Origin of the sequence: Paenibacillus rhizoplanae (assembly GCF_042684125.1) — a bacterium.
GTDB classification, from domain to species: Bacteria; Bacillota; Bacilli; order Paenibacillales; family Paenibacillaceae; genus Paenibacillus_AQ; species Paenibacillus_AQ rhizoplanae.
In genome coordinates, this window is record NZ_JBHUKY010000081.1 from 26790 (window position 1) to 40124 (window position 13335).

Genomic DNA, 13335 nt, shown 5'->3' on the forward strand with positions numbered 1-13335 from the left:
TGTATAAACGGATGAATGTATATTATAATATACGAATCAAACGAACCATTAACCGTTTCGCTGCAAAACATTAAATCAGGCGCATTCGAAAAATAGCAGAGCTGATGTTGTCCTTGTCCTACGCGCCACCACGCCATTTCTGGATAACGGATTGCTCCATTCTTTTATTGATCGCGCCTAAGGGAAGCGACGAACCGGAGAAATAGGAGGGAGTGCCCCATTGGAAGGTGCTATTCACGTCCGTATTGGACAGAATTTGCAGCGAATTCGCAAGCAGCGTGGTCTTAGTCTGGACAAGCTGGCAGCCTTGACAAATGTCAGCAAAGGCATGTTGCACCAGATGGAACGGGGTGATATTCAACCGACGGTCACCATCGTCTGGAAAATTGCAACAGGGCTCAATATTTCGTTCTCATCCCTGCTGCGTGATGATGATGCGGCAGTTGTTGTCGCCACCCCGGCACATATACCGCACGTAACAGAGGACGGCGGTCGCTGCCGCGTCTATATGCTGTTTCCGTTTGATCCGCAAACGAGGATGGAGCTGTTCACAATGGTGCTGGATGCTGGCACCGATTTTACTTCCACTCCGCACCAGCAAGGAGTATATGAGTTTTTGACCGTAACGGACGGGACGCTGCAAATGAACATACAGGGCGAATCATATACGCTGCAGACTGGACAAGCGATCAGGTTTGCCGGGCATACCGCGCATCAATATATCAACCCATCTGCAACGATAACAACGGTTCAGGTTACGATGTACTATAACGAAGAGGAATGATCCGAAGGAGGAGTTTCATATGGAATCATTGCACAACGAAGGCAGCAGACGCGTACAAGCCGCACTGACCGAAGGAGGTTACCCGAACAAGGTAGTCAAGCTGTCCGACAACGCCCATACCGCACAAGCAGCCGCGGACTCGCTTGGCTGCGATGTCGCACAAATTGCCAAGTCGATCGTATTTCGATTGAAAGAAATCGACAGTCCGCTTCTAGTTATTGCGAGCGGAATTAACCGGGTCAATGAAAAGAAAATCGCGGCCGTCCTGGACCGGCGCGTTGGTAAAGCGGACGCAGATTTTGTACGGGAAAAAACCGGTTTTGTCATTGGTGGCGTGTCTCCGATTGGACATATCCAGCCGGTTCAGACGATTGTTGACGAAGATCTGTTTCAATACAAAACATTATGGGCTGCCGCCGGACATCCGAAAACGGTATTCGAGGTAACTGCCGAGCAGCTTGTCGCCATGACAGGCGGACAAGTGATGTCGATTACGTAACTTGCTCTCGCAGAATGCAGCTATCTCGTCCAGTAGGGTATATCAGCAATTGGAGGTTGTTTTGCCAAGATGGAGATACAGTAATAAAAAGATTGGTGGTAGAAACTGAGTAACCGGATTGTATCGCACGAATCGATCCACAGTATCTGCCTGATCAATATTTCAGCGCATAAAATTTAAGTGCTGAAAAGAACAGGGAAAACCACCGCCATACGACAATGGCTGCGGTCTTCCCTGTTTGTGCTGAATAAGTAATGCTAGATAAGGGCATGACATCCACTTAACTTAACATTCACATGATTGAACTTGTATGTTAGCATTACTTGTAATTCAATTACTTACCAAATTTTGATTATTGAGAGGGGAGCGGAGCTCATGCTGAAAGTCATGATTGTGGACGATGAACCCTGGGTTCTGGAAGGACTCCGAACGATGGTGGACTGGGAGAAATCCGGATTCGAGGTATGCGCCGAAGCGCTTAGCGCCGGGGATGCATTGCGGCTGATCCGGGAGCACAGGCCGGATCTGCTGCTGACGGATATCAATCTTCCGGTGATGAGCGGCCTGGAGCTGATTGCGGCGGTGAAGGAAACGGTGGACCCGCCGCCCCGGTTCGTGATCCTGAGCGGGTATGACGATTTCAACTATGCCCGGACCGCGCTGCGTCACAAGGTGGACGGCTACCTGCTGAAGCCGGTGGATGATGAGGAGATCGAGGAGCTGCTGGGGAAGATCAGTGCTATTATTCATTATGAAACCGCTTCCAGATTAGAAGGGCAGAAGAAGCACAATATTCTGGTGCATAATCTGATCAGCCGCTGTGTCCAGGGGGATTGGAGTGGGGAGCTGGAACACGCCGCCTGCGGTCTGCTCGGGCTTCAGCCGGATACTGAGCTGCAATGCATTCTTGCTGCTGCCATCTCAGGTTCAGGTACGGTGAGCCTGAACGAAGGGGATACCGAAGGCTTCCCGGATCACCTTGGCTATGTGTTCCAGGACCCGGCCGGAAGGGCCGGGCTCCTGGTTCGCTCAGCCGGACTGTCCACAGAAGCGCTGGAGGCAGCAGCCGCTCAGGTGCAAAAGGTGCAGTCAGCGAAGCTGGGGGTACCGGTGGCTGTAATGATCAGCGGCCGGGGGAACGGTTTGCGCTCCGTCCAAGAGCTTTACACTCAGACACTTGAGGTGTGGGGGCTGAAGTACCGGAAGGAGCGGGGCGGGATTTTCTACTACAACGATCTGCGTACGGCCCGCTTGTCTCCCGAATTCACTGACGGGCACTTTACACGTGTGCTTGACGAGGTGAAGGAAGGCGTGCCTGAGAGAATCCGGGCCGCTGCTAGGGAAACCTTCGCAGCCATGACCGCCAAGCGGGTGAATATTGACGCTGCACAGGCTGAGGTAGCCCATCTGGAGATGACCTTATGCCGGAGCATTGCCGAGATGCAGGGAGACCCCGACCAGATCATGTGTGCGATGCACAAGGAGTACGGTAACCTTGGCGGACTCACGGACTATTACAAGCTTAGCCTGTATGTGGACCGGCTCTGTCTGGAGACAGCGGCGTACCTTACCGAGCTGCGGGCAGGCAACGAGGGGAATACCATCTATAATGTGATCCAATACGTGGATCTGGAATTCCGCAGCAAGCTGCAGCTCCAGGACCTCGCCCGGCAGTTTCATATGAATTCGGCTTATCTGGGCCAGCTGTTCCGCAAGGAGACGGGACGCAGCTTCAGCGATTATCTGAATGAGAAGCGGATCGAAGCGGCCAAGAGCCTGCTGAAGCGCACCCAGCTCAAGATATCGGATATCGCGGTGCAGGTGGGCTTTTCCAATACCGATTATTTCATCGACAAGTTCAAGAATAAGGTGGGTTCGTCACCTTCGGTGTACAAGAATGCCCACAACAATAAACAGCTCTAAGTGGAAACGGCTTTGCTGTCCTTTAAAGGACGTACCGTTTCAGCGAGAAATAATACCCCCACAAAGTGAGACGTTGGCTTCGAAGGTTACTCAGATACTTTGCGGGGACCCCGAAAACTTATAAATTCTATAATGATAAAATAACCCCACAAAGTGAGGCGTTGGCTTCGAAGGTTACTCAGATACTTTGCGGGGACCCCGAAATCTTAAGAAAGCCGGGTGTGTGTGAGGGATGGCGACAAAACGGTTTAAATTCGGCACCATCGTCAATGATATTCCGCTAAGCTACAAGTTCTATCTCATCTACATTGTGGGTGTGCTCCTGCCGATCATGGTGCTGAATCTGGTGTTCCTGGAGCGGATTACGGATCTCATCAAATCGAGGGAGCAGCAGAATCTGGAGATTTCTATGGAACGGGCGCGGAAGGATATTCATGATTTTATTGAAGGGGGGGTCTCTGTCGGCTACACGCTGGCTGCGGATAAGAACCTGTACGAGATGCTGGACCGGACCTATACGGACTCTATCGAGTTCTACAGCATGTTCAACGAACAGCTCAGAGACCGGATGAACAGCTATATGCCTGTTAATAATCAGCTGGAACGAATCAGTATATACACGAACAACCAAACGGTTGTATCCGGGGGCAATTACCAGGTAATGAACGATAAAGTATGGTTCAGCGACTGGTACCGGCAGGCGAAGAAGGCCACCACCCAGGTATATGTTGCTGCTTACCGGACGATGGAAAACAAGAATTTGGCCTCGTCCACCCCTACGCTCAGCATTATCGAGACCATGGACAATTACCGTAATCTGAACAACTATGAGAAGGTGCTGCGGATTGATCTGGATCTCAGTGAGATCTATGACATTATCGTCCGGGAACGGGATTACCTGAGCCTCTATCTGATCAATGGGGAGAACAAGATTGTGATGTCAGCGGACAGCGGCTATCAGCACGTTACGGATGATCCCTATCCTCTATTCGATCAGTGGGGCGACAGCCAGGACGACAGCGAGGGGGTGCGGGTAATGGCTGTAGGTACGGCGAATTATCTCAAAGGCTGGCGGATTGTCGGAATTACGCAGGGGGAGCGGATCTCCCAGGCGGTTCTCGATATCCGGCTGTACGCAGCGGGCCTAGCGACAACGCTTACTCTGTTGACCAGCATATTCATATACATCATGCTGCGCTCCTATAATTACCGGGTGAAACGCCTGGCCCGGCACATGCAGAAGGTGACGAACGAGAAGTTCGAGCTGATCGCCATCGATGAGGGCCGGGATGAGATTGGCGGGCTAATCCACAATTTTAACCGGATGACCTCCAGAATCCACTCCTTGATCAACGATGTGTACAAGCTGGAGATCCAGAGCAAGAACCTGGAGATGGAGCGCGTCAGGGCGGAGCTGAATTTCCTGCAGAGCCAGATGAACCCCCACTTCCTGTTCAACACGCTGAATGCGATTCTGGTGGTCTGTACCAAGAACAAATATAACGATGTCACCGATATTGTGAAAAGCCTGTCGAAGCTGCTGCGCAGACTGCTGAGCTGGAAGGAGGATCTGGTGTCCGTGCGCGAGGAGATTGCATTTATCGACATGTATCTGAGGATTGAGAAATTCAGGTTCCGGGACAAATTCGACTATACCTTTGAGATCGATGAGCAGTCCCTGGATTATAAAATACCGAAGCTGAGCATGCAGCCGCTGGTCGAGAATTCCTGCAAGCATGGCCTGCAGACCATTGAGGGGCTGGGGGTCATCAAGGTGGCTGCGGCCGTGCTGGATAACAGGCTGCAGATTACAGTATCCGACAATGGTAAAGGCATAGAGCCGGAGAAGCTGAAGGAGCTGATGTTCGCGGTCCGCAAGGAGGATTACTCCGGGACTCACATCGGGATTCGCAATGTATACCGCAGGCTGGAGCTGAATTACGCGGATCAGGTACGCTTCGAGATAACCAGTACGCCGGATCAGGGAACCGTAGTGACCTTTGGCATTCCCCTGAAGCTGCTTGAGAAGAATTATTCCCTGGAAAGAGAGGTATAGACGATGAAATACAAAGTGCTATTAATCGACGACGAGCCGAGCGCTCTGGAAGGTATGGAGATGTGGATCGATTGGCAGGAGCTGGGCTTCGAGCTGTGCGGAACCTGCGGCAACGGCCGGGAGGGACTGCAGATGATGAAGCAGCTTCAGCCGGATCTGGTTATTACCGATATCCATATGCCGCTGATGAATGGTCTGGAGATGATCGGGGAATGGCGGCAGAAAGGGATAGATTCGACCAAGTTCGTCATTCTGAGCGGCTACAGTGAGTTTGAATATGCCCGCACGGCCATCAGCTACGGAATCAATCACTATCTGCTGAAGCCGGTCTTCCCGGAGGAGGCTACCGAGGAGCTGCGGGAGATCCGCTTGGAGCTGGAACAGGAGGCGAACCGCAGAAGAATCCATGAGACAGCTTCCGGGGAAGAGGCGGCAACCTTAATCAAGGGGCTACTTCATGGCAAAAAGGGTGAACCCGAGCTTATGGAATGGCTGGAGACTCTGCCCGGCTTCAAGGAGAGCGCTTCCTGGAACATTTGCCTGATCCGGACGGCCCCGGAGCTGTACACAGAGGTGCGGAGCCGGACAGTCTCCCTGCTGGCCGGATATCAGGCAATGGTGACGATCGATCTGGAAGCGGGATTGCTCGGGATCGTGTATGGAGTGATTACAGACAGCTTGGAAGATGACGGGGACGCTGGCCGAATAGCTGAAGCGCTGGATACCCTGCTGCGCGAGTACGGGGGAGGGAATGTCCATATCGCGCTGGGAACCCCGGAGGATTCCTTGTTGTCCATAGAGGATAGCTATGGCCGGGCCAAAGAGACTCTTTTACATTTCTTTTACGAGCCGGAGCAGGCAGGGGTGCTGGCTTACAGCGGGGTGCAGGACAAGCCCTTCAGTTATCACTATGACCATATCGGGCTGATGGATGCTCTGCTGGACTGCGTGAATCTCCTGGACGCGGATGGCTACCGCGAGGCACTGGAGGCGGCGGGCCGCAGCTTCCGGGAACAGCAGGTCGCGCCGGAGGTAGTGCGCAAATTCGTAATCCATCTCATGTACCGGATATTCGCACTCGCACCGGGGGCAGAAGCCGCAGGCGAGGAGGGCGGAGTGGCATCGGGTGTTGAGGTATCAGAGATTCAGCAGGCGATGACCCCGCTGAGCGGGCTGCTCAGCCGCTTATTGTCCTACGGCGGGAAGGCTATAGATCTTCTGGTGCGTGAGCAGAATTATATGTCGCATGGGATTGTCCGGGAGATCAACCAGTACATCGGGGAGCATTATCAGGAGAGTCTGAGCATTCAGAAGCTGGCCGAGATCTTCTTTCTGCATCCGGTATACCTGGGGCAGCTATTGATTAAGAAGAACGGGATAACCTTCAATGAACAGCTGCATCGCCTGCGGATTCAGGCGGCGGCTGAGCTCCTGCGCGGGAGCAGGCTGAAGCTCTCAGAGATTGCCGAACGTGTCGGTTATGCCAATTACGGACAGTTTCTGAAACGGTTCGAGAAGGAGCTGCACATGGGCCCGAATGAGTACCGCCATGCCAAGTTCTAAAATTTTCGGGGGTATACCTTTAGTTCGGTCGTATTTTAACACACGGTTCACCTCTATAATTCATTTGTGTAAGTGCTTACAAATTAAAGAAAATACACTATGGAGGTGCTTTATGGGGGGCAAGTTGAAAGTTACGTACAAGTATTCCCTGATTGCTCTGTTATCCCTTAGCTTCACACTGTCAGGCTGCGGGGGCAACAATGCTGCTACTACAGGCAGTGCTAAGGAGCCAGCATCCACGGAATCTGCTTCAGCTAACAATGGAGGAAAGATTGAACCGTTCAAAGTTAGCGCATTTATCGGGGTAGCCGGGCAACAGCCGACACCGGATAATAAGATTTACAAGAAGATCAAAGAGGAGACCGGTGCCAGCTTCGATATGGAATTCTTAGCAGGCGACATTAACCAGAAGCTGGGCGTTATGATTGCAGGACAGGATTATCCGGACCTTATGACCGGAAGCACCAAGCTGACAGCAGCAGGGGCTTATATCCCGCTTGAAGACCTGATCGAAGAGCATGCGCCGAATTTGAAAGCGCATTATGCAGACTACTGGAACATGATGAAGGACCCGAATGACGGACATATTTATATTCTGCCTAACTACGGTGTATATAACGGTAAGGTCAACAGCTCATGGTATTCGGGACCGGCCTTCTGGATTCAAAAAGCAGTGCTTAAGGAATTCAACTATCCGAAGGTTAAGACACTGGATCAATACTTTGACCTGATTGAGCAATATAAAGCAAAGTATCCGAAAATTGATGGAAGCCCGACCATCGGGTTCGAAATTCTGAACTATGACTGGAAAAACTGGGGGTTGTTCAACGCACCTCAGCATCTGATCGGACATCCGAACGATGGCGGGGTAGTCGTGAAGGACGGCGTAGCCGAAGTATTTGCCAATAAGGATTATGCCAAGCAGTACTATCAGAAGCTGAACGAGATGAACGAGAAGGGCATTATCGACAAAGAAACCTTCGTGCAGAACTACGACCAGTACATGGCTAAGCTGTCCAGCGGTACCGTTCTGGGGATGTTCGACCAGCACTGGAACTTCAACGCTGCTGAGGATTCACTGACGACTCAGAATAAAATCGAACGCACTTATGTAGGTCTTCCGCTGGTATACGACGAGTCGACCAAAGATCACTACCGCGATCTTGCGGTGCTCAACCTTAACAACGGCTTCGGCATCAGCATTAATGCCAAAGATCCGGTGAAGATTATCAAGCTGCTCGACACCCTGATGGATGAGAAGTGGCAGAAGCTGTTCTCTTGGGGTGTGGAAGGCGAGGATTATATCGTTGAGAACGGCAGATTTATGAGAACCCAGAAGCAGCGTGATGATGCAGCCGATGCAACATGGCAGCTTGGCAACAAAGCCAAATCACTGTTTGAATATCTGCCTAAAACAGAAGGAAGCTTCAGCGACGGCAACTCCACCGATGCTGCTGCACAGCCGGAAGAATACAAAGCAGGCTTGAAGCCGTTCGATAAGGAAGTCCTTGATGCCTATGGCTTCAACTCCTATGTCGACTTCTTCAGCGATCCGCCGCCAAACCCTGTCTATTATCCTGCCTGGTCCATCGACCTGATTGAAGGCTCGGATGCCAAAATTGCCAGTACCAAGCTAAATGAACTGCAGACCAAGTTCCTGCCGAAAGCCATTCTTGCCAAGCCGGCCGAATTCGATTCCGTATGGACCGATTATACGGAACAGATCGAGAAAGCCAATGTGAAGGCTTACGAAGACAAGATCAATGAGCAGATTAAGTGGAGAATCGAGAACTGGAGTAAATAATGTAAGGTCTGGTACCGGGTTTTAGAAGATGGAAGGCCGGGTGACGGCCTTCCACCTTACATTAATTTGATGGAGTAGGAGACAACGAATATGGATGAGACCTTAGAAATAGATACTGGCGTCCGGCGTCCGAAGAAGAACAAGAAGAAAAAGCAGCCGATTACCTGGCGCGTAATTAAGAATCAGAATCAGCTGATCTGGATGTCCGTTCCCTTAATGCTCTACATTATCCTTTTTGCCTACGTTCCCGTATGGGGCTGGACAATGGCGTTCCAGAACTACAGACCGGCCAAGTCCTTTGGCGAGCAGGAATGGGTAGGACTGAAGCAGTTCAAGTTTTTGTTCACCGATGATAACTTCATTCGGGTCCTGCGCAATACGCTGGCCATGGGGGTTATCAATCTGATCCTCGGCTTCGTTACAGCCATCGTGTTGGCGCTGCTGCTTAACGAGATTAAGAAAGTATTCTGGAAAAGAACCGTGCAGACGATCTCCTATCTGCCCCATTTCCTATCGTGGATTATCGTTACCGGCATTGTGGCCACCTCGCTGTCCATCAATGACGGGATTGTAAATATCGTTCTGATGAAGCTGCATCTGATTAAAGAGCCGATTCTGTGGCTCAGTGAAGGCAAGTATTTCTGGGGAATCGTAGGGGCTTCACATGTGTGGAAGGAAGTGGGCTGGAATACTATTATTTATCTGGCAGCCATCGCTTCCATTGACCCTGCCCTGTATGAGGCTGCGGAGATTGATGGTGCGAACCGTTACAAGAAAATGATGCACGTAACCCTGCCTGGCATCAAGGCGACCATTGTTATTCTGATGATTATGTCCATAGGACATGTGCTGGAAGCAGGCTTTGAAGTGCAGTACCTGCTCGGCAACGGACTGGTAGTAGACTGGGCCGAAACGATAGATATTTTCGTGCTTAAATACGGACTTGCACAAGGGAATTATTCACTCGCAACCGCTGGCGGGATTTTCAAAACGGTGGTCAGCGTGACATTGCTGCTTATGGCTAACGGGATTTCCAAGCGGCTTGGGGAAGAGAGGTTGTTATAATGGCGGATAACCGGCAGATTAGCCCTGGGCATAAAGCAGGCTTTACGGCGAAAAGAAACCTGGGCACCGGCAGACTTGAACCGTTTTTGTTCACTTCCTTCAATACGGTCTTCATGGTCTGTCTGGTGGTTGTGACTTTATATCCATTCATCAATACGATTGCTGTTTCATTTAATGAAGGAAATGATACGATCCGCGGCGGCATTTACTTATGGCCACGACAATGGACCTTTCAGAATTACAAGGCGATTTTTGCCACCGGAACGATCTTTGATGCTTTCCTGATATCTGTGGCACGTACAGTGGTTTCTACATTGCTTAATATTTTTCTGACCACCATGCTGGCGTATACCTTAAGCCGCAGGGAGTATGTATTCCGTAAGTTCATTACGGTAATCTTCGTGCTGACGATGTATTTCAGCGCAGGTCTGATCCCGAACTACTTCCTGATTAAGGACCTGGGCCTGTTGAACAGCTTCTGGGTCTACGTTATTCCATCGATGATCAGCGCGTTCAACATGATCGTCATCCGCACTTACATCGGTACGATACCGGAGAGCCTGATGGAATCGGCAAAAATCGACGGTGCCGGGGATTTCAAAATCTTCATGCGGGTCGTCTTCCCGCTTTGTAAGCCGGTGCTCGCGACGATTGCACTGTTTGTGGCGGTTGGAGCCTGGAACGCCTGGTTTGACGCTTTCATCTACACCTCCTCCAAGCAGCACCTCAGTACACTGCAATATGAGCTGATGAAGCTGCTATCTTCAACGATGAACTCTAACGGGAACCCTACCGTAACCAACGGGGTGGGTATGGATCAGAATTCAGCCCGGGCGATGGTGACGCCGATTTCGATCCGGGCAGCTATCACCGTGGTCGCCTCCGTACCTATATTGCTGGTGTATCCGTTCATGCAGAAGTATTTCGTAGTGGGTCTTAATGTCGGCAGTGTGAAAGAATAAGCGTTCAGAGCGAATAGACTTGTCTATGCAAAATAGCAAAAGGGGTGCAGTCCTATCAGGGGCCGCACCCCTTTTTGTGCTACTATTCTGCTTCCATTGAATAATCCCATAGAGCCCCGAGCATCCTTATAATGCTCTGCTCGTCCATAGACGTAGCAATCATTTTTAAAAAAATGATGACACAGCGTAAGAAATACCTTATTATTTAAAGAGATTTTTATTAAAACAGTTTTTAAATAATTATAGTACAATAAATCCTGAGGTTCAGAGAGTACGTTCAGGCAGTCTGTAAGGGAGGGCTTCATATTCTTTCGCTGAGTCAGGTTAGCAAGAGCTTCACGCTGAAGGACGGCCCTTATACGGCTGTCGATCAGGTATCGCTTGAAGTCCAGGCGGGTGCCATTCACGGTATTATTGGCACCAGCGGCGCAGGTAAATCCACGCTACTGCGGCTGATCAATCTGCTGGAGCGGCCCGATGAAGGAACGGTTATGGTTGACGGGCAGCGGCTTACGGAGTTGCCGGATAAGGAGCTGCGCCGGCAGCGGCAGAGAATCGGTATGATCTTTCAGCATTTCAATCTGATCGGCAATGCCACTGTCAGCCGGAATGTGGCGATCTCTCTGGAACTTGCTGGGGTGCCGCGTGCAAGGCGGATGAAGCGGGTGGAGGAATGTCTGCAATTCGTAGGCCTGGCGGACAAAGCCGGGCAATATCCGGCCCAGCTCAGCGGAGGACAGCGCCAGCGGGTAGCGATTGCCCGGGCACTGGCTAACAGTCCGAAGCTGCTGCTGTGCGATGAGCCGACATCTGCGCTTGATCCGGGCACCACGGCAGATATTCTGGAGGTGCTGCGCAATATCAATGCTTCCCTGGGCGTAACGATTGTGATCGTTACCCATGAACTGGATGTCGTGCGGAGCATCTGTTCCGAGGTATCCGTCATGGAGAGCGGACGGATCGTAGATTCCTTCTCCCGTGAGGAGGGCGGCTTCCTTCCTCCAGGAACGCATTCAGGCTCCTTCCGCGAGCGGATCACCGGCAGAACGGGGGCCTCCCATGTTTGAGAGCATGCTGAAATACCAGGATCAGATGTGGCAGTCTATCGGAGAGACCTTTGTTATGGTCGGCATTTCAATAGGCGCTGCGCTGCTGCTGGGCCTTCCGCTGGGGACGCTGCTTTATTTTTGCCGCAAAGGCCAGTTATATGAGAATAGAGGACTGTCTCTAGTGCTGAACAGCATCGTCAATGTCGTCCGTTCCTTTCCGTTTCTGCTGCTGGTGGTGGCGCTGATTCCGTTCACCCGGCTGGTGGTGGGTACTGCGATTGGCACCCTGGCAGCCACGGTGCCGCTGTCCATCGTTGCCATTGCGTATTACTCGCGGCTGGTAGAGCAGTCACTGCTGGAGGTTCCGCGGGGAACGATTGAAGCGGCATTGTCGATGGGGGCATCGAAGCCGGGAATGATTTTCAAGTTTCTATATGTAGAGGCCCGTTCTGGGCTGGTGCTGGGACTCACTGCGTCTACGATCAGCTTCATTTCTTTTTCAACCGTAATGGGGGTTGTCGGCGGCGGCGGGGTGGGCGATTTCGCCATCCGTTACGGGTATCAGCGCTTCGAGACTGAGGTGATGATCTACGCCATTCTCGTGATGATTGTACTGGTGCAGCTCATTCAATTCACGGGAAGCACGATAGCCAGACTGCTCGACAAACGCTAGAATACTATACAATAATGGGGGCTTGAGAGATATCATGAAAAGAACAGGAAGAAGAATGACGACCACGTTTGCACTGGTCCTGCTTGTATTGACGCTTGCACTTGCAGGCTGCGGCAACAGTAAAGAAGCGGAAAAGACACCGGCGGCAACCAGCACCGGACCTGTGAAGATCAAGGTAGCCTCGCTGATTCCGCCAATGACGGATATCCTCGAACTTGTGAAGCCGATTCTGAAGGAAGAAGGCGTGGACATGGAGGTTGTCGTGCTGTCCGATAACGTGCAGCCAAACGAAGCGCTGGCGAACAAAGAGGTGGATGCGAACTTCTTCCAGCATGTCCCTTACATGGAACAGTTCAATGCTAGCAAAGGTGCAAAGCTAGTGCCCGTTCAGCCTGTATATGATGCCATCTACGGCGGATACTCCAAACGCTTCAAGAACATTGCCGATCTGCCAGAGGGAGCAACGCTCGTCATGGCCAATGATCCGTCCAACATTGGACGCTCCCTGCAAATGTTCGCAGATGCCGGATTAATTACGCTGAAGGATGGAATAGGGATTCAGGCTACGCAAGCCGATATTACCGCCAATCCAAAGAACTATAAGTTCGAGGAAGTCGACCTGCTGATGCTGGCCCGGATGCTGGATGATGCCGATCTGGTCGCCATGACACCAGCCTACGCGAGCCCGCTGGGTCTGACTCCGAAGAAGGATGCGCTGATCACCGAGCGTGAAGATTCAGCCTTCACCATTACGCTTGTTGCCCGTGATGACAACAAGGATTCCGATGCCATCCAGAAGCTGGCGAAGGCGATCAGCGGCCCGGAAGTGAAGAAGTTCCTGGAGGATAATTACGCGGATATCGCGCTGCCTGCTTTTAAATAGTAGATAAACGGGTTACATCCTATACCGAAGTAAACAAAAAACGGCCTTCTCTTGGGAGAGAGGCCGTTTTTTGT

At 51.5% G+C, this 13335-nt stretch carries 11 protein-coding genes; all 11 read left to right on the forward strand.

Going from position 1 to position 13335, the window contains the following annotated elements:
- The first annotated feature begins 220 nt into the window (after positions 1-220).
- The 11 genes from ACFSX3_RS30175 to ACFSX3_RS30225 all read left to right on the forward strand — a co-directional run bounded on the left by ACFSX3_RS30175 (position 221) and on the right by ACFSX3_RS30225 (position 13261).
- Positions 221-784 (forward strand): helix-turn-helix domain-containing protein, encoded by a 564-nt coding sequence (locus tag ACFSX3_RS30175; protein WP_209994123.1) that lies wholly within the window; start codon positions 221-223, stop codon positions 782-784.
- A gap of 19 nt (positions 785-803) precedes the next feature.
- A complete protein-coding gene (locus ACFSX3_RS30180; RefSeq protein ID WP_209994122.1) occupies positions 804-1283 on the forward strand; it encodes a YbaK/EbsC family protein in 480 nt (159 codons plus the stop codon).
- A gap of 375 nt (positions 1284-1658) precedes the next feature.
- Complete coding sequence (locus tag ACFSX3_RS30185) at positions 1659-3206, forward strand: response regulator (protein ID WP_209994121.1); 1548 nt, start codon at positions 1659-1661, stop codon at positions 3204-3206.
- Between the two features lie 232 nt (positions 3207-3438).
- On the forward strand, positions 3439-5262 hold the full coding sequence (locus ACFSX3_RS30190; RefSeq protein ID WP_209994120.1) for a sensor histidine kinase: 1824 nt from the start codon (positions 3439-3441) through the stop codon (positions 5260-5262).
- 3 nt (positions 5263-5265) lie between these two features.
- A complete protein-coding gene (locus ACFSX3_RS30195) occupies positions 5266-6825 on the forward strand; it encodes a response regulator transcription factor (RefSeq protein ID WP_209994119.1) in 1560 nt (519 codons plus the stop codon).
- A 112-nt stretch (positions 6826-6937) separates the two neighbouring features.
- Positions 6938-8629, forward strand: a complete 1692-nt coding sequence (locus tag ACFSX3_RS30200; protein ID WP_209994118.1) for a sugar ABC transporter substrate-binding protein — start codon at positions 6938-6940, stop codon at positions 8627-8629.
- 90 nt (positions 8630-8719) lie between these two features.
- Positions 8720-9694 carry an ABC transporter permease gene (locus tag ACFSX3_RS30205; protein ID WP_036700357.1) on the forward strand — a complete coding sequence of 325 codons (975 nt, stop codon included), beginning with the start codon at positions 8720-8722 and terminating at the stop codon, positions 9692-9694.
- On the forward strand, positions 9694-10656 hold the full coding sequence (locus tag ACFSX3_RS30210) for a carbohydrate ABC transporter permease (protein WP_209994117.1): 963 nt from the start codon (positions 9694-9696) through the stop codon (positions 10654-10656). Before ACFSX3_RS30205 ends, ACFSX3_RS30210 begins: the two co-directional genes overlap by 1 nt.
- Before the next feature lie 305 nt (positions 10657-10961).
- Positions 10962-11723 (forward strand): methionine ABC transporter ATP-binding protein, encoded by a 762-nt coding sequence (locus ACFSX3_RS30215; RefSeq protein WP_209994142.1) that lies wholly within the window; start codon positions 10962-10964, stop codon positions 11721-11723.
- Positions 11716-12378: a methionine ABC transporter permease gene (locus ACFSX3_RS30220; protein ID WP_209994116.1), complete on the forward strand. Its 663-nt coding sequence runs from the start codon at positions 11716-11718 to the stop codon at positions 12376-12378. Before ACFSX3_RS30215 ends, ACFSX3_RS30220 begins: the two co-directional genes overlap by 8 nt.
- A 55-nt stretch (positions 12379-12433) precedes the next feature.
- Positions 12434-13261 carry a MetQ/NlpA family ABC transporter substrate-binding protein gene (locus ACFSX3_RS30225; RefSeq protein ID WP_379258581.1) on the forward strand — a complete coding sequence of 276 codons (828 nt, stop codon included), beginning with the start codon at positions 12434-12436 and terminating at the stop codon, positions 13259-13261.
- Positions 13262-13335 lie beyond the last annotated feature (74 nt).